Genomic DNA, 17,176 nt, shown 5'->3' on the forward strand with positions numbered 1-17,176 from the left:
AGAACCAATTGAATTATTGACGCGTGAAGAAACGGCTCAATCCCTTAAAATATCCTTATCCACCCTATGGCATTGGAGTAAGAAAGGAATTTTACCGTCGTATGGTATTGGAAATAGAGTGTATTATAAGCGGAGTGAGATTGAAAACAGTTTGATTAGGATAAATTCAATCAGATTTAATCCGTTTTTATGTTGTTTTCTTGGGTTTTATGTAGGAATTTTATTGTTGGTAATTTAACTTTTTGAATTATAGCAATCTTTAATAAAAATTACTTCAATACATCAGTTTTATACCAATATGGGTGTATATAGTCGTATTATACATTCATATAAACAAGTTAGCCATTTTATCCTTGATTTATGAAAATAAAGAAATTGATAAAAATAATCGGAAAAGGCTTCTTGTTATTAATTTGCTTAGTGATAGTGGTAGGATTTACTTACGAACAAATTAGTCGATACAAGACAAAAGAATTTGTTGAAGAAAGGATTGGTAGTTTTATTGATGTTGGAGGGCATCAGTTGTATTACGAAAAGAAAGGTGCTGGAAATGTGACTGTGATTTTCGAGTCCGGAGCTCCAGGAGATCATCGGGCATGGGATGATTTGTCAGATAAGATTTCAGAATATTCAACAACAATGTCATATGATAGAGCTGGACTATTATGGAGTGAACGTGGGTCAAATACTAAAACACCCAATAACATAAGTGCTGATTTAGAGACTATTTTAACTAATGAAGGATTTAAAAAACCTTATGTGGTAGTAGGTCATTCTGCTGCTGGAATCTATTTACGACCATTTATAGAAAAACACCAAGATGATATTTTAGGGGTCATTTTAATCGACCCCTCTCATCCTGACCAATTAATGAAAGCTCCTGAAGAATTAAAGGAATATATGCAACCTCCATTTTTTCCTCCTGAGTGGTTAGTAAGTTTTTTAAATGAAGTAGGATTTGTAAGACTATTGTCAGGAGATCCTCTTATTTATCGCGGTATTAAAAGTGGAGGCGTATATGGTGAAATAGAATTTTTAATGAATGAAACATCAAAGTCAAGTCCCTCAAGTAAATCTTGGAAAGTTCCGCTGGTTGTAATTTCGGCAGGAGCACAAGATTCTTTTGGTATTTCTGATGAGGTTCTTAAAAATGAAATGCAGGAATATTGGGATGGTTTACAAACAGAAATTTCCCAATTATCTGAAAATGGAAAAAGGATTATTGCAGAAAAAAGTGGACATAATATGTTGGATAGTGAAGAGAAATTAATAACCGAAGAAATAATTAAAATAATCAAGTCACATCACAATACTCAGATTGAATAAATACAATGGCTAACAAAAAATATAGTGCATTTGGCAAATGTTGCTAATATTGAGATTGGTAGCAATAAAAAACATATGTATGAGCTGAAAGCCAAGAGCGTTGAAATGCCAAACTCACCATATTCAGCCCGTTAGCTTTAATATATCATCCGAAATAAATATTTAATTAGATAAAATCATGAAAAGAAGAGAATTTGCAAAACTTGGCGGTTTACTAGCTGGCAGCACTCTGGCTCCATCAAGTGTTTACTCTTTGGGAAAAGGAGTGCAAAAGGTAACATTAGGAAAACAAATCGATTTTATCTATGACGGCATTGAATTGTCACCTTTGGAATACACGCAATTGCTGATGAAGTTAGTTGATGAGGGAAAAGTAAAACCCGATAACTACTCAAATGGTGGTGTAGTAGAAGAATTAGAAGAAAGTTTTGCCACACAATTAGGAAAAGAATCTGCTGTATTTATGCCTACTGGCACCTTAGCAAATCACGTGGCAGTGCGAGAATTAGCTAAAGAAAAAAGAAGGATAATTGTTCAGGAACAAAGTCATTTATATAACGACTGTGGCGATTGTTGCCAAACGCTTAGTAACCTAAATTTAATTCCTTTAGGAAAGGATTCTGCAAATTTTACGATTGAAGAAGTCGAACAAGTAATTGCCAAAACTCAATCTGGAAGAGTAAAAACCCATGTTGGGGCAATAATGATAGAATCTCCAGTAAGACGAAAGAACGATGTTATGTTCGGATTTGATCGTATTAAGACCATTACCTCATATGCTCAAAAAAATAATATTAAAATGCATATGGACGGTGCTCGTCTATTTGTAGAAGCAGCTCATACGGGAGTCAAACCTCATCTTTATGGTGAATATTTTGACACAATATATACCTCCATGTATAAATGCTTTAACGCTCCTTCTGGTGCAATTTTAGCAGGCACAAAAGAATTCACTGAAAATCTTTTTCATACTAGGAGAATGTTCGGTGCCGGATTGCCAGCTTCATGGCCTTTTGCCGCAATTGCATTGCATTATGCGAATTATTTTGAAGAGGAATATCAAAAAAGCTGGAACAACGCTAAAATATTCTTTCAGGAAGTCACAAAGGATGAGCGATTTAGCTTGGAGAAATATGAAAATGGAACCCATATGGTACGATTCAATATTAAGCATCCTAATCTCAAAGGATTTGTCAGTAAATTAGGTGAGCATCAAATATCTTTAATACCACCAGACGAAAGTGGAGTTAGGCTTAAAGTTAACCCAACAATTAATAGACAAGACCCCCAACAATTAGCGGAGATTTTTATTAAATGTTTAAACCAAACTAATTAATACTAAAGCTAACAATGTATAAAAATAATAGCGGTTTAATCGCTAGAACCAAAGTGAGTAAATTTAAAAAAGGTCTGTGTTTAATTGGAAAGTTTGTGTTTCAAAATTCGCTACTATTCTTATACTAGACCCTTGTGAATCATTATCCAAAACTCGACTTATTTAATAATCATACCTTTCGAGAAACTGCCAATCAATGATAAAATTCTTTAGAAAAATACGCTATGACCTTATGGAGAAAAATAAAACTGGAAAGTATTTGAAATATGCAATTGGTGAAATTATACTTGTCGTTATTGGAATTTTGATTGCCTTACAAATTAATAATTGGAACGAAAACCGAAAAGCTACAAATGAAGAAGTGAAAATTTTAAATGCTTTACATTCTGACTTTAAAGTTTCGAAAGAAAGAATTGAGGAAACTATTAAGATTCAGTCAAAGGTATTGAACTATAGTCAAATTCTTATTCGAATTCATGAAAGACAAAATAAAAGTGAGTGCCAATATTTTGATACACATTTAGACTCGTTAAGTAACCTTATTGGTTATGGTACTGCGTGGTATCGTGCAGAACCAGTAACTGGAGCATACAATTCGTTGATTAGTGCTGGGAAAATTGACTTAATAAAAAATAAAGATTTAAGACAATTATTAGCTCAATTTATAGCAGACTTTGAATCTGGATTTGAAGACCACGAAACTTCAATACAACTTTTAGCAAAGCTTAATAATGAAACAGATCATTTTATTTTAAAAATAGCCGATAATAAAACTAGAAAAAATGATAATTATAATTCTAGAAAAAATGACAGTCTTAAAATCGCTGAATCTTTTTTTAAAAATGATTCTTATTTTGGAAACTTATTTTTGAAATCTAATGATGAGGGTCACAGGTTAGAACGACAAAAACACATGTTGGAACAAGTAAATTCTATTTTAAATATTATTAAACAAGAGTTAGGAAATAAATTAAGTTGAAAAATAACGAGAGCACAACAATGGCTATAAGTAATCCGCCAGAGGCGGACAGGTTGATTGTTCTCGCTTACTCTGAAAATCCTCGCGGTCCGGATAACTATCGGGATCAACTTGGTGTGTACCTGCCAAATGGCAGACAGGTTTGTAAAGTTAATGCCTTAAATTTGCTATTTTTCATATACAAAACCATTCCACAACATGCCTAACCAACATAAGACCAATTTTTGGCTGGATCTATTGGATCAAATTGTCGATGTTTTTTTTAAAAGTTCGCGTAAAAGTTCACGAGGGAGAACCTATCATCAACATGTGGTGCCTCACAAAAAAGGTTGGGCTGTGCGACGTGAGGGGAATAAACGTATTACGTCTAAACACCGACGCCAGGATACGGCCATTCGTAAAGCAAAACAACTGGCTAGAAAATACAAGGCTGATGTTATTGTGCACAGAGCAGATGGTACGATAAGAGATCGGATGGGGTATGATTAGCGCGTACTGGTTTTATTGTCTCTTTTCTTACCCATTTCATCTATCATAGCAATAAATCCTTCTTTATAATTGCTACTTATAGGGATCTCCTTAGCGTCAATAACTACAGCGTGTTTTTTGACCGTTTCTATATGTTTTAAAGCTATAATATAGGATCTATGTATTCTTATAAAATATTCTTTTGGAAGTAATTCTAAGACTTCAGATATTTTATAACGAGCCAAAATAGGTCGTTTGTCGGTATAGAAAGTCACATAATTGCCATCACTTTCAACGTATTTTATATTTTGAATAAACAACTGATGAAATTCTGATCCACTTTTAATAAAAACTGTTTGTTCAGAAATATCTGCAGGTATTTCAGAACTTACCGTTGCTATTGTACTATTTTTTTCTAAAAGCTGTTTTACTTTCATAACTGCTTGAAGCAGTCTGTCAAATTCTATGGGTTTTAAAAGATAGTCAACTGCTTTAAGGTTATAGCTTTCCAAGGCATATTCTGAATACGCTGTAGTAAATATAATAAGCGGTGGATTTTGCAAAAACTTAGGAAAGCTAATCCCTGATAATTTTGGCATATTTATATCTAAGAAAATAAGATCAATTTTATGCTGAGGCAGATATTCCAGTGCATCTAAAGGATCTCTAAAAGTTTTCTTTAACACCACAAATGGTATGCTACTTAAATGAAATTTAAGCACGTCAATAGCAGCGGGTTCATCATCAATTATAACACAGTTCATAAGTATTCCTAATCAAGTTGCAGAATAAGTAAAGATATATAATATCCATTTTCCTCTTTTGTGTCCAACGTATACCTGTTCGGATATAAAATGGAGAGTCTCTTTTTTAAATTATCAAGTCCGAAACCTGAAGGCTCATCAATTAAGCTATGAAAACTTCGATGTATAGTATTGGTTACTTTAAAATGCAACTTTTTTTGTTCCACCTTTAAAGAGATATCGATTATAGATTTTGTTTTCGGATCAATTCCATGTTTAATCGCATTTTCAACAAAAGGAATTAGCAACATGGGACTTATTTTAACAGTATTTACAGTTCCTTTAACGACAAAATTTATAGACACGTCGTCGTCGTTGGCAATGCGTAGTTGACATACTTGAATATATTTTTTCAGATGATGAATTTCTTTTTCGAGTGCTACTTTATCTTCATTCGTTTCATATACCATATAGCGCATTAATTCCGCCAATTTTGCAATGCCATCTGCCAATTCGGGCACATTGTTTTTTAATGCCTTTGCATAAAAACTATTGAGCACATTAAACAAAAAGTGAGGATTTATTTGAGCCTTCAAAAAAGCCATTTCTGTGGAAAGTTTTTCCTCAAGTAATATTCTTTTAAGTTTTTCATTTTGTATCCAATATTTAACCAGCGAATAAGACAAAGCAACCAGTAAAATAAAGAAACTAACAACTGAATTGTAAAGTAAATATACTATGAAAGACTCACTCGCAGTAGAGAAAAAAACTGCCAAATACCTATAATCTATAATGCTTTCAAATAAATTAATCAGTACAAAACCCCCTAATAAAGAAAAAATTAATACCCTGATTTTTTTTAACCGCAATAGTTTTGGAACCAAAAAAAATGCTGTTGTATAAAAAACGGTCTGATTCATAAGCATGCCAAAAAAGAGGGCAACCCAATAAGGGCCTTTATCTTTTCTAAAATCACCTATAGTAGATGTATAGTTTAAAATTAGAAAGTAACCTATTCCCCATACTAAAATATGAATTATTGGTTCTACATATTTTTTCATACTGAATTGTTTCTTAGTCAAGAAAAGGAATTAAAATAACTTAAAAATGTCCAAGTTGTGAAAGATACCATTATAGTGACCAAATACCATAGTACTGTGAAGTTTGTCTTTTTTCACATAATTATGGGTATCTATCACGGCAAAGCAGGCAACGATCACATTTTTTTTATGGTGTCCTTCAAACATTCTAATATTACTTCAAATTAATTATTAAATCATATAAAAATGAAAAAAGCAGTTGTAGTATTCATCGCATTAATCTTAGGGATTAATTCCTTTGGACAATCAACCTCCAACAAGGAATTAGAAAATAATATTGACGGCTTATTTGAAAGTTATTCTTATTACAACCGCTTCGTTGGAAGTGTTTTAATTAGCAAAGACGATCGCATCATTTATCAAAAAAGTTTCGGGTATGCTAATGTAGACGAGCATAAAAAAAATACTGAAAAATCAATATTCAGTATTGCCTCACTCACAAAATCATTGACAGCGGTTGGAGTAATGAAATTAGTTGAAGATGGTAAATTGACATTGGATACTCCTCTTTCAACTTATTTCCCAGATTTTATGCCAGACTTTTCAAAAGAGATAACGATACAACATTTGCTAAATAACAGTTCTGGCATAGAGGCCAATATAGGCAGAACAGATGATAATGGAAATGGACTTATGCCAGAAGAAACTCCCATAACTTTTGATGAACTTTTCGAAAAATTTAAAGATTCCAAATTAAAATTTGAACCAGGAACAGCTTACGACTATAATAATTTCGGGTACTTACTTTTAGCAAATATCATTGAGAAAATAAGCGGACAGTCTTATGCTGACTTTATGGAACAAGCAGTTTTTAAACCTTCTGACCTGAAAAATACGGATTTAGCATCCTTTAAGCCTTTAAACCAAAAAGCGCAACCATATTTAGGTTTAGGAATGAATAAAATTCAAAACTTTAATTCATCTATCCACCCATCCTGGCTCAAAGGTGCGGCTGATATGAATTCGACCACTGTCGATTTATTCAAATTTATGCAAGCTTTAGATAACGGGACATTATTAAAATCAGAATACAGGAATAAACTATACACCTCTTCACAAGAAATGGGAGTTAATGAAATGGTATCTGGCCTGGGCTGGGTTATTGGCCATAAAGGAGGTGAAAAATGGGTTTACAATAATGGGTTACTTCCTGGTTATGCTTCTGTGATGGGTTCCTTGCCAGAAAAAAACATTAAAATAATCATTCTATCTAATGCTACATCTGTAAATCCTGTAATTGATGAGTTTCAAGGTGAAGTTACTTTTGTTCCCGAAATTACTGATAAAATAATTTTACTGTTTCAAGGTAAAAGCATAGAAAATTTACCAATACCAAAAAAGATTAAAAACACAAGTATAGTTAATGTCAGTAAAGAATATCAATTAGATGATAAACACTCTCTTCTCCTTAAAAAGGAAGGGAACACATATACATTAGAAACAGCAGATAATGAACCTTGGTCGGTTTTTACATATACATTTTCAAGAAATGAAAATGAAAATGATGCCTTTAGTGAAACTGCATTGTTTTTTGCGAATGCAATGAGTACTCAAAATTTTGAAGGCCTTATACAATACGCCAATGATCAAATGAAAGGTTTTTTAGGTACAGAAGAAGGTTTAGGGCAATTAAAAGGAATGTGGAGCAATTTTTTACAGCATGCCGGCAAATTTATTTCATATAATATCTATAAAATTGATGGCGATGATGTTAAAAATGTTCATGTCAGATTTCATTTTGAAACAGTTGATGTCGGAATCGTATTAAGTCTTAATACCGATCATAAAATACAAGGAATGTTTATGGATGATTCAGTTAAAACAAATCATATTAATACTGTAAAATTAATACCTATAAGTGAAAATGAATTTTTCATCAATGGTCATCAAAATGGTGGCATGCAAGATTTAAAAATAACAGCATCTAATAAGGGATTAATCTTAACAGATGGTTCCATAAATTTTAAAGCTGAGGTTATAAACCCATAGCAGCATACTATAAGTCCGCAACCATCTTTTTATGAATATATCAGGGATTTTAAAAGTGGTCCCACTCCTCCTTCGTTTTACTTCGGAGGGCCGTCTGGGTTAGTTCACTTCGCTCCCAGAACAGAAAGGCTCCGTTTCTGCAATTACTGAATTAAATTTATTCATTTTGACAAGATATACTATCCAAAATAGTGGGTTTGCACATCAGTATCAAGTAACCACATAGAGGTATGTGCTATATCGCATGTTAACGATAGCCATAAAAAGCAGTATCAAAATGAGTCACCAATTAATCCTTTATGCAGCGACATGAAAGCCCAACCACTTTTAATGTACCATTTGGTTCTACGTTTACTGCGCCAGTATCCCAAGCCAGATTACGAGGAAAAGCTGTTGATACGTCTTTTTCAGTGGAAGACCACCAGTCTCCATTATTATTCATGAAGTTAAAAATCCCTTGTCCATCCTGACTTCCTTCACGGTTGCCTCCTGGCAATCCCGTGAAACCACTTTCATTAGTTGCTTCAGTATTTGGATCCGACCAGTATTCTGTTCCTGTAGCCTTCATTTTCCCGCCTGCAACGCTTTGTCCTCCGAGAAAATCGGTCAGGGTGGTCCATTCTGCATCAGTAGGCACATGCCATCCGGTTGGACATAAATTATTGGTTTCTATGGCATACCAGTTATAAAGTGCTCCGAAAATATCTTTATTAGCCGTCTCATCATTGTCATACCAGCAATATGCCCCGGTAGTTAATCCGACCCATCCTGCATTATCGGTTTCCAATGGAATATCCGTGCCATTATTGTATTTGGTGGTTTTCAGGTTTTCCGCCATCCATAATTGCGTGCCAATATTAACTACAGGATAGATATTGCCATCAATATCCTCAAGCCCGGATGTCGTAAATTCCAATTCCTGTCCATAAGCAATCCCCCCATCGCTTATAGCGAATGATTTCACATAATAGGTAACATTTGAGGCTAAATCTGTTAGTGAACTCATAAAATCTCCAGTGCCTGCTCCATCTTCTGTTTTTGTTATCAGATCAATAGTGGGTCCGGGTTCAACATCCCATACTATACCCCTTGACGTTATAGGATAACCCCCATTATCTCCAATATTTCCACCACTTAATGCCGAGAAGAAAGCAATATCATTTGGCATGACAGTTTCAATTGTAGCTTGTCCGGTTTTAAACGTGATCTCATCTCCGTAACCCGTCCCGGTGGCATTGGTTGCATATGACCTAACATAATAATCTGTTGTCCAAAGTAAATCAGTAATGTCACTTGTGTAGCCATCCGTTCCTGTTCCATCCTCTGTCCTGGTTGTCAAATCGATCGTAGGATTTGGCTCGGAACTCCAGACAATTCCTTTAGCAATAATTGAAGATCCACCACCATTACTAATATTTCCTCCGCTTACAGCCGAGAAAGCGGAAATTGATGAAACTACTGTTGTTGAAAGTACCGGGATATCATTGGTAGTTGCAATCACTTCATTTGAATTAGGACTTGGCGCATCATTTGAATTGAAAGCATAAATCCTGTACGAATATGTTTTTCCCTGCTCAAGGTTGTTATCGCTGTAAGTAGTCACATTCTCGCCTGTTGTTGAAATAACTATGTAACTATCTGTTCCGGTTTTACGCTCAACCTTAAAACCAGTTTCATTGCCTGAATTATCTGTCCATGAGAGGTCTATCTGATTTTCAGACGCTACAGTTGCAACCAGATTAGTAGGTGCCTCAGGAGCAGGAATGGTTTCATCATCACTACAACTACTTAAACCAACCACAATAATTAAAATGGAATAAATCCAGACTTGATCAATTTTTTTCATTTGCCGAAAATTGTATTTTATATTAACGATTATCAAAATCAAATATTGTCATCCCTACATGCCTGTATTGTTAAATTGATAAAATTTAAATTTCAATAATTATTCATTAATCTTTTTGGCAATAGGTATATCAGCTTCGGCCAAATCATAATTGTTCAGCTGAGTGAGTTCCACCCAGGCATATTGATCGTGATCGCAGTCTTTACTAGGAGTGGAGTAGAAATGTATGAAATTGTTAGTTAGTAGATTTTAAATTATTTCAATTTCTCTGATATCCTCTCCATTTCCTCACTAATCCTCTTCTGTACAATCTTTCCATAGTGTTCCTGGGTAATCTTCATACTGGAGTGCCCCAAAAGTTCACTTACTATCTCCATAGGAACATCATTGTAAAGGAGCACAGTAGATGCAAAGGTCTTTTGGCTATATATAATTATTCATTACCTTAGGAAAGGCCAACCAACCACTTCCTATGATCAACTTCTTCGGTCGCATCCGCAAAAAACTGTCAGACGATAATAAGCCTTTGAAATACATGATGTATGCTTTAGGGGAAATTATACTTGTGGTGATCGGGATCTTAATTGCCCTGCAGATCAATAATTGGAATGAAGACAGAAAACGGAGAGCCATTGAAATAAAAATCTATGAGGAGATTTTTCATGAACTGTCGGAAGCCTTATTCGATATAAGAGATGATCTGGAAGATCATTACAGAAATCAAAGAAGTAATGAGATTGTAACCCTGGTTATGCTCCAGAAAAAGGCATATAACGATACTCTGAGACTGCATCTGGCACTTTCAACAGACGATGAAAGACTTACCATAACTACAAGTGGGTTTGAGTCCCTGAAGTCAATAGGTTTTGATATACTTACAAACGACAGCATACGGCGTTCCATCACAAATCTTTATCAGGCTATCTTGCCATCTTTGAAAGACAGGAATATGAATTTTGGCTTGCTGTGGGATATTAATGAAAGTACCATGCCCTTATTACAACAACATCTTAAAGTTAATCCGGTCATAAACCGAAATAGAGGTTATCAATATTTAATCAAGGATTACGAGGCCTTTCTTAAGGACGATTTATTATTAGTTAAATTCCAGGATACTTTCGCCAAAAGACGGAGTATCATTCGTGAATACGAGTACACCGCAAAAGTAATTGAGAATATCATGAAAGCCATTCAAAAAGAATTGCATATCCTTAAAAGCCCCTGATACATATCTGTGAACCCAAACATATAAACTAAATTCTATGATCCGTTTTTTCCGACAACTTCGCCAAAGACTCATAACTGAAAACAGGTTTAGCAAATACCTGCTATATGCCATTGGGGAGATAGTATTGGTAATGATAGGTATTCTGCTGGCATTACAAGTAAATAATTGGAACCAAAACAGGCTCGATAAAAATGAAGAAGTACTATTATTTGACGCAATTGCAAAAAAAATGAATCATAACAGGTTTCAGCATCAACGTGGAATAAAAAGATATACTGAAGTAGTTAACGGGGCAAGAAAAATGATTAAATTAAGCAGAAAACCAATGCATGATAGTTTGAGAAGCCACATAGAACAAAGCCTTTTTGATGTAAAAAAACGTTTTCTGATGGGCAAATCTAACCAAACCAGTGTTTACGATGAATTAATTGCTTCTGGTAAGCTAAACCTTCTAAGGTCAAAAAAACTACGTCAAGCGCTGACACAATTAAAGGCCAATTTAGAGTTATTAGCCGCTTATGAAGATCTGCAAAACAATTTTGTGGACAACCATTTAAGTCCAGCTTTAAATAGACAGGTAGACTACATTTCAATAACCAATATCGCAGTAGACAATGATGCTACTAATAAAGTTGAAGGTTTTGATTATGAGCCATTGTCTGCAAATGCCGATGACTATTCAAATTTGTTACAAGATCGAACTTTTTTAAACTTATTGGCTGAATTGGTCACACATACCAACACATTATTACCCATTTACCAACGAATTGGAGAGAATATTCAGCGTATAGATTCTATTGTTAAACCTTCATTTTGAACCTATTTACAAATGATCAATTTCTTTAGAAAAATCCGTAAAAAACTTGCCGATGACAACAAGCCTCTAAAATACTTGAGGTATGCCATTGGAGAAACTGTATTAGTGGTAATTGGGATTCTGATTGCGGTCCAAATTAACGCATGGAATGGAGAGAGGAAGGATAGGAAATTAAAAATAAATTACCTCGAAAACCTTAAAAAGGAATTGGTAGTTAATATCCAACTTGCACTTGAGCAAAATGAGTTCAGTGATTTTCAAATAAAAAATGGAGAATTAATCCTTGCTTCGTTGGAAAGCAATTTTCGTCAAAACCCAACGGAATTGGTTATAGCACTAGAACATATTGGGTGAAATCATGAAATCATTTTTATAAGTTATTTTTGGGGTGAGTTGTATGCAACGGGAAATATCGGAATTATTAAAAATAATGAGATTAAAAGCAAATTAACCGACATTTATAATGTAATGAGCCTGGTCAACAAGTTTCAGGAGAACGAGTGGAGTGCATATAATTTTGGTGTACAGAGATTGTTCGGCGATGTCCTGTCTCCTGCAATTCGGCTGAAGATTTATGAAAATTTAGAACCAAATGGGTATACTGGAGAAAAAATTAATATTCCAAATCAGGACAGGACAATTGAAAAACTGAAAGACCTGGAAGGGCTAAATGGCTACATAGTTGATATTATTGGAACACGAAAAACTTCTAATGTTTTTATGCTTGGTCAAATTGAAGGTATGAAAAGCGTTATTACCCTTATTAATAAAGAATTAGAATAACGAAAGGCTAACAACATATATAAATAATTAAAACGGCTCATATACAAATCCGTTGTGTGCAATTTAAAAAAATGAACAATAAACAACACTATCTAATCAAAATACAATATGAAGATGCTCAAGAAAATCAACTACCCGTATATTGGAATCATTTTACTCGTACTTTTTACAATTGCTTGTAAAACTGATAAAAAACAAGATGTACAAACAGAAGCTGAAAAAAAAGAAAACAACGTTATTGAAGTGATTACCAGAAGCATGGACTTCCAGACAGCAGATACTTTAAAATCTGGGTGGAACACCTTTGCTTATAAAAACCTTTCTGGTGAAGTACATTTTTTCATAATGGATAAATTACCTTCTGACTCCATTGTTGAGAGCGACATTAAGGACCATTTGTTGCCTCCGTTTGATGATGGTATGAAGTATTTAATTGAAGGGAAAGCAGATAGTGCAATGGCGGCATTTGGTAAAATACCTGCTTGGTTTAATATAGTAAAACGATATGGTGGTACTGGATTAATATCGCCAGGTAAAACAGCGGTCTCAAGTATCAATCTGGAACCTGGCAAGTATATGATGGAGTGTTACGTAAAGGCTATCAATGGCGAATGGCATACATCACATGGTATGTGGAAGTTTATAACCGTAGTTGATGAAACTACAAATTTTTCTCCGGATGAAGCCGATCATATTATCAGTGTATCAAGTACGGATGGATATGCTTTTGATACACAACCTAAATCAGGAAAAAACAGATTTAAAGTAGAGTTTATTGATCAAGTTCCTCATGAGCATTTTAATGGTCATGATGTTAATTTAATTAAATATGACGCTTCAGCAAACATTGATTCTTTAGTATACTGGATGAATTGGATGAATCCCACTGGATTAAGGACACCTACACCAAAAGGCTTTACTTTTTTGGGCGGAATGAATAATTGTGAAGCCGGCGAAATAGGTTATTTTGAAGTAGATTTAGAGTCTGGCAACTATCTTTTAATTTCCGAAACACCAAAAGCAGATGAAAAAGGTATGCTAAAAACTTTTTTTGTAAATGATAATTAAAAAAACTTCACACGACAATGGCTATAAGTATTTGATTGTTCTCGCCTAATTCTGAAAATCCTCGCGGATTTTCAGTTTGGTTTGTACTTGCAAAGTTAAGTGATATCCCGATAGCTATCGGGACACACAACTACTCATAGCCAAGACCGTTGGCGGTAATTTGGTGACGACAGTATAAATAAATCAGAATAAATTATTGTAAGTATAACACTATAAATTAGAGTATTAATTAATCATTCATTTAAACCATAAAATTATGAAAGCTTTTGAAAACGCGACAACATTTTTCCACAATTGTGAATCTGCAAAAGGATGGGAAGCCTGTAAAGATTATGCAATAGAAAATGCTGAATTTAATGCTCAAAGCGAGCCCCTAACTGATGTTACAAAACTTGAGGATTATGTTAATTGGATGAAAGGGTTAGGGACCATTACAATGCCTGGTTGTTCCTATAAAGTGCATTCTTCTGCTTATGATGAAACAACTAATACTGCAATATTTTTTGCCACTTTTACAGGTACACATTCTGGTGATGGAGGACCCATACCACCAAGCAATAAAACTACAAACACAGATTATGTATATGCTATAAAAATGAATGATGAGGATAAGGTAGAAAGTATGACTAAAATTTGGAATTCCTCGTGGGCATTACGAGAACTTGGTTGGATGTAGAGTATTTAAACCTATATGTAATTTTTGATTTTTTGACCAATTATAAAACTGCCGCCAACAACGGCTATACGTAAGGTGGTTTCATACTAAATATGTAATATATAGTTTTAAACGTAATTAGTAATAAATTGAAAAAATATTGTGCGAAATTCCACACTACATATAGCCAAACCGTTATCAGCAATAACTGTAATTATGTTAAAAAAACTTGTAAATCCAGCTGGATTCCTTTTTTCTATCTTTTTAATTTTTTCCTGTGTGAGACAGGAAGCAGTTAAATTATTTAAATGAGAATCCCTTGATGGTTGGGAAGGATCAACCTCATTTTTTAGAGTGGAGGAAAATGCGATCATAGGAGGTAGTCTAACCCAACCAATTGATAAAACTTATTCCTCTATTTATCCCTCTATTGTATTTTTAAAAAATAAAAAACCCTTAACTATCTATAAATAAGATTATTAAGGGTTAATATTTGTGGCCCCACCTGGTCCATTCGCTTAACAAACGATCCCTGTGTACTCTTCGTAATCACAATTCTGCAAATGACAAATATCATAGTTTGAAGTTCTTAAAATTCATTATTTTATCGTAAGTCCGATACACGATATAGCGCTATATTCAAGTGAATTTCACTTAGAATCAGATTTCTATGGATTTGAAAAAACTTTACAGAGAACTCGTAAGACGCAATGTTTTCAGGGCAATAGTAGCGTACCTGGCAGTATCTTGGGTTTTAATACAAATAGCGTCTACCCTGCTGCCGGTCTTTGAGGCCCCTGCGTACCTTCTGGAAGGCCTCATTTACCTCCTTGCCATAGGATTAGTATTCTGGACTGGTTTTTCATGGGTATACGACCTAACCCCGAGAGGAATACAGAAAACCCCAGAAGCACACGACACCAATGGAACCAGACAGTTGAACAGCAAAAGGCTGAATGCCGTTATTGTTGGGGCGGGCATTACGGCTGTATTGATTTTGTTGGCAGGTAGTTTTTGGGCCGGTTCCCAATGGAAAAGTGGCAAGGAATTCGCCTATAATTCGGGTTTCCGGATTGCCGTTTTGCCTTTTGAAGACAGGTCTGACAATGCCGAATTTGGATATTTGAGCGAAGGACTTGCCGAAGATGTCATTAGTAAACTATGCAATATCTCGTCCTTATCTGTAATCTCTTCAAGATCAACATTCCAATTTAAAGATACCGATAAATCTATCGAACAAATCTCCAGGGAACTCAAGGCTGATATTATACTGATGGGCAGTTATACAATTTATAGTCAAAATTTGGATGTGAAGGTTGAAGTCATCGATGGAAAGGATAATGAAATTCTGAATTATGCTTCCATATCAGGAAACCTGGCCCGAATGGGGGATGTTATAACGAGAATAGGTGACAATATTTATGGGGCTTTAAATATTACAGACAGCGAACAGAAAATAAATGACAATACCGAAATGCGGGATATTAATATAGAAGCCTATAAATACAATGCTATGGGAAAGAGTGCCATGCACGATAATAAGGGTCAAATGCTAGAAGAAATAACCCGGTATTTCCAGGCTGCAATTGATTTGGATTCTACCTATGTTGATCCCAACATTGGTATGGCAGAAGCTTTTATATTTGATGTTAATCGCGGTTATATTTCTCCGACTGAAGGAGCCCAAATGGCTAAAAAATATGCCCTTAGGGCGGAAAAATTGAATCCGGGTTCAGGGGAGGTAAGTGGAATATTGGGTTTCATTTATTGTATGGATTTTGATTTTAAAAATGCGATTCCCTACTTTGAGAAGTCATTGGAGAGAAGTCCAAATTATGGCCTTACCTACCAATGGTATGCATTTGCATTGGAAATATTGGGAGATTTTGATAAAGCTGAAGCACTGCAAAAAAAAGCGGCTATTTTAGATCCGCTGAACATATTCAATGATATTTTTCTGGCATTGAATTACATTTATCAAGGTAGGCTTTTAAAAGCTGAAGAAGTGATAGATACCAAGCTGGCCCTTGAGCCTAACCATAAGCAATTCCTATGGTTGAAAGCGGTATTATTGGTTGAAAAAGGATTATACGATGAGGCTTATGAAGCTTTGTTAAAAAGAAATTTTGGTCTGGAAACAAATTTCATAGCAGGTTATGTCTTCACAAGAATTGGCCAGGAAGACAGGGCAAATGTGGTTTTAAATAATATGCTGGCGGCTTCAGAAAAGCGTTATGTGCCTCCATCACAAATAGCGATTGTCTTGTGTGGCCTAGAACAATACGATCGGGCATTGGAAGAGCTCGAGGAGGCTTTCTTAGTACATGATCAATTCATTGGCTGGATAAAATTTACTTCCATGGCGGATCCAATTAAAGAACATCCGAGATATATTTCTTTAATGGCGCAACTTGATTGGGAATAAACAAGAAGCCAAAAGCTGCCCCCATCAGTGAACTACCCCAGTAAGGCTCTCCGGAATGTATTGATATTGACGAGATAGTTGGTAAGGTAGAGTTTAAATGCGTTGAGACCTTGGACAAGTACAGTATTGTTCCTAAGGAGATTTGATTTATCCATTACACTTCTCACATTCCCAACCAGCGGGCAAAGTTCCTTCTGCCCAAGATTCACATTCAGCTTTTGTTTCAAAACATGGGTGCCTTAAATCAATACTCCACACAGTCCAAGGTATAGAGGAAGGGCAACTGTCACACACAGCTAGCCAATCTTCATTATCACTACCACAGGTGCTTAAAAAGAAAATTGAAACAAATAGGATTAAAGAGAGTCTACTAGTTTTCATCTCTTCTGATTTACGCATAAAAGTATTGCTGG

The 17,176-nt window shown here is 34.9% G+C and carries 17 protein-coding genes; 14 read left to right on the top strand and 3 right to left on the bottom strand.

Annotated features, from left to right (window positions below; translation table 11 throughout):
- Window positions 1–16: 16 nt before the first annotated feature.
- The 6 genes from Q0874_RS03250 to Q0874_RS03275 all read left to right on the top strand — a co-directional run bounded on the left by Q0874_RS03250 (window position 17) and on the right by Q0874_RS03275 (window position 4,130).
- Window positions 17–238: a helix-turn-helix domain-containing protein gene (locus Q0874_RS03250; protein WP_299159308.1), complete on the top strand. Its 222-nt coding sequence runs from the start codon at window positions 17–19 to the stop codon at window positions 236–238.
- A gap of 122 nt (window positions 239–360) precedes the next feature.
- Window positions 361–1,326 carry an alpha/beta hydrolase gene (locus Q0874_RS03255; RefSeq protein WP_299159311.1) on the top strand — a complete coding sequence of 322 codons (966 nt, stop codon included), beginning with the start codon at window positions 361–363 and terminating at the stop codon, window positions 1,324–1,326.
- A 178-nt stretch (window positions 1,327–1,504) separates the two neighbouring features.
- Complete coding sequence (locus Q0874_RS03260; RefSeq protein WP_299159314.1) at window positions 1,505–2,662, top strand: low specificity L-threonine aldolase; 1,158 nt, start codon at window positions 1,505–1,507, stop codon at window positions 2,660–2,662.
- Window positions 2,663–2,858: 196 nt separating this feature from the next.
- Complete coding sequence (locus tag Q0874_RS03265) at window positions 2,859–3,641, top strand: DUF6090 family protein (RefSeq protein ID WP_299159317.1); 783 nt, start codon at window positions 2,859–2,861, stop codon at window positions 3,639–3,641.
- Entirely contained in the window at window positions 3,638–3,847 is a 210-nt protein-coding gene (locus Q0874_RS03270; RefSeq protein WP_299159320.1) for a hypothetical protein, read from the top strand. Before Q0874_RS03265 ends, Q0874_RS03270 begins: the two co-directional genes overlap by 4 nt.
- A complete protein-coding gene (locus Q0874_RS03275; protein ID WP_299159323.1) occupies window positions 3,840–4,130 on the top strand; it encodes a DUF2188 domain-containing protein in 291 nt (96 codons plus the stop codon). The genes Q0874_RS03270 and Q0874_RS03275 overlap by 8 nt, the downstream gene beginning before the upstream one ends.
- On the opposite strand, the gene Q0874_RS03280 is transcribed toward Q0874_RS03275, so the two are convergent.
- Together Q0874_RS03280 and Q0874_RS03285 are read right to left on the bottom strand one after the other, a co-directional pair.
- Window positions 4,127–4,873 (bottom strand): LytTR family DNA-binding domain-containing protein, encoded by a 747-nt coding sequence (locus Q0874_RS03280; RefSeq protein ID WP_299159327.1) that lies wholly within the window; start codon window positions 4,871–4,873, stop codon window positions 4,127–4,129. The two genes, Q0874_RS03275 and Q0874_RS03280, sit on opposite strands and share 4 nt — an antisense overlap.
- A gap of 8 nt (window positions 4,874–4,881) precedes the next feature.
- Window positions 4,882–5,913, bottom strand: a complete 1,032-nt coding sequence (locus Q0874_RS03285) for a sensor histidine kinase (protein WP_299159330.1) — start codon at window positions 5,911–5,913, stop codon at window positions 4,882–4,884.
- 225 nt (window positions 5,914–6,138) lie between these two features.
- Between Q0874_RS03285 and Q0874_RS03290 the strand changes: the two genes are divergently transcribed.
- Window positions 6,139–7,941, top strand: coding sequence for a serine hydrolase (locus Q0874_RS03290; protein ID WP_299159333.1), 1,803 nt, complete (start codon window positions 6,139–6,141; stop codon window positions 7,939–7,941).
- Between the two features lie 289 nt (window positions 7,942–8,230).
- Here Q0874_RS03290 and Q0874_RS03295 read toward each other — a convergent pair whose 3' ends face one another.
- The gene (locus Q0874_RS03295; protein ID WP_299159337.1) at window positions 8,231–9,787 is read right to left on the bottom strand and encodes an FISUMP domain-containing protein; all 1,557 of its coding nucleotides are present in this window, start codon (window positions 9,785–9,787) and stop codon (window positions 8,231–8,233) included.
- A gap of 472 nt (window positions 9,788–10,259) precedes the next feature.
- On the opposite strand from Q0874_RS03295, the gene Q0874_RS03300 reads away from it, so the two are divergent.
- The 7 genes from Q0874_RS03300 to Q0874_RS03330 all read left to right on the top strand — a co-directional run bounded on the left by Q0874_RS03300 (window position 10,260) and on the right by Q0874_RS03330 (window position 16,763).
- On the top strand, window positions 10,260–11,012 hold the full coding sequence (locus Q0874_RS03300; protein WP_299159339.1) for a DUF6090 family protein: 753 nt from the start codon (window positions 10,260–10,262) through the stop codon (window positions 11,010–11,012).
- 37 nt (window positions 11,013–11,049) lie between these two features.
- Entirely contained in the window at window positions 11,050–11,832 is a 783-nt protein-coding gene (locus Q0874_RS03305) for a DUF6090 family protein (protein ID WP_299159342.1), read from the top strand.
- A 12-nt stretch (window positions 11,833–11,844) separates the two neighbouring features.
- Window positions 11,845–12,186 carry a DUF6090 family protein gene (locus Q0874_RS03310; RefSeq protein ID WP_299159344.1) on the top strand — a complete coding sequence of 114 codons (342 nt, stop codon included), beginning with the start codon at window positions 11,845–11,847 and terminating at the stop codon, window positions 12,184–12,186.
- Between the two features lie 114 nt (window positions 12,187–12,300).
- Complete coding sequence (locus Q0874_RS03315; RefSeq protein WP_299159347.1) at window positions 12,301–12,615, top strand: hypothetical protein; 315 nt, start codon at window positions 12,301–12,303, stop codon at window positions 12,613–12,615.
- A gap of 114 nt (window positions 12,616–12,729) precedes the next feature.
- Window positions 12,730–13,683 (top strand): hypothetical protein, encoded by a 954-nt coding sequence (locus Q0874_RS03320; protein ID WP_299159349.1) that lies wholly within the window; start codon window positions 12,730–12,732, stop codon window positions 13,681–13,683.
- A 256-nt stretch (window positions 13,684–13,939) separates the two neighbouring features.
- A complete protein-coding gene (locus tag Q0874_RS03325) occupies window positions 13,940–14,359 on the top strand; it encodes a hypothetical protein (protein ID WP_299159352.1) in 420 nt (139 codons plus the stop codon).
- Window positions 14,360–15,008: 649 nt separating this feature from the next.
- Window positions 15,009–16,763, top strand: coding sequence for a tetratricopeptide repeat protein (locus Q0874_RS03330; protein WP_299159354.1), 1,755 nt, complete (start codon window positions 15,009–15,011; stop codon window positions 16,761–16,763).
- Window positions 16,764–17,176: the final 413 nt, after the last annotated feature.

This window comes from uncultured Eudoraea sp., from assembly GCF_947490415.1.
In the GTDB taxonomy this organism is placed as follows: Bacteria; Bacteroidota; Bacteroidia; order Flavobacteriales; family Flavobacteriaceae; genus Eudoraea.

What these genes read in the sequence shown, in the direction of transcription:
- Q0874_RS03280 (WP_299159327.1), bottom strand. Translation starts at nt 4,873, where the DNA reads ATGAACTGTGTTATAATTGATGATGAACCCGCTGCTATTGACGTGCTT.
- Q0874_RS03325 (WP_299159352.1), top strand. Translation starts at nt 13,940, where the DNA reads ATGAAAGCTTTTGAAAACGCGACAACATTTTTCCACAATTGTGAATCT.
- Q0874_RS03295 (WP_299159337.1), bottom strand. Translation starts at nt 9,787, where the DNA reads ATGAAAAAAATTGATCAAGTCTGGATTTATTCCATTTTAATTATTGTG.
- Q0874_RS03300 (WP_299159339.1), top strand. Translation starts at nt 10,260, where the DNA reads ATGATCAACTTCTTCGGTCGCATCCGCAAAAAACTGTCAGACGATAAT.
- Q0874_RS03265 (WP_299159317.1), top strand. Translation starts at nt 2,859, where the DNA reads ATGATAAAATTCTTTAGAAAAATACGCTATGACCTTATGGAGAAAAAT.
- Q0874_RS03315 (WP_299159347.1), top strand. Translation starts at nt 12,301, where the DNA reads ATGAGCCTGGTCAACAAGTTTCAGGAGAACGAGTGGAGTGCATATAAT.
- Q0874_RS03330 (WP_299159354.1), top strand. Translation starts at nt 15,009, where the DNA reads ATGGATTTGAAAAAACTTTACAGAGAACTCGTAAGACGCAATGTTTTC.
- Q0874_RS03305 (WP_299159342.1), top strand. Translation starts at nt 11,050, where the DNA reads ATGATCCGTTTTTTCCGACAACTTCGCCAAAGACTCATAACTGAAAAC.
- Q0874_RS03320 (WP_299159349.1), top strand. Translation starts at nt 12,730, where the DNA reads ATGCTCAAGAAAATCAACTACCCGTATATTGGAATCATTTTACTCGTA.
- Q0874_RS03285 (WP_299159330.1), bottom strand. Translation starts at nt 5,913, where the DNA reads ATGAAAAAATATGTAGAACCAATAATTCATATTTTAGTATGGGGAATA.
- Q0874_RS03260 (WP_299159314.1), top strand. Translation starts at nt 1,505, where the DNA reads ATGAAAAGAAGAGAATTTGCAAAACTTGGCGGTTTACTAGCTGGCAGC.
- Q0874_RS03310 (WP_299159344.1), top strand. Translation starts at nt 11,845, where the DNA reads ATGATCAATTTCTTTAGAAAAATCCGTAAAAAACTTGCCGATGACAAC.
- Q0874_RS03255 (WP_299159311.1), top strand. Translation starts at nt 361, where the DNA reads ATGAAAATAAAGAAATTGATAAAAATAATCGGAAAAGGCTTCTTGTTA.
- Q0874_RS03275 (WP_299159323.1), top strand. Translation starts at nt 3,840, where the DNA reads ATGCCTAACCAACATAAGACCAATTTTTGGCTGGATCTATTGGATCAA.
- Q0874_RS03290 (WP_299159333.1), top strand. Translation starts at nt 6,139, where the DNA reads ATGAAAAAAGCAGTTGTAGTATTCATCGCATTAATCTTAGGGATTAAT.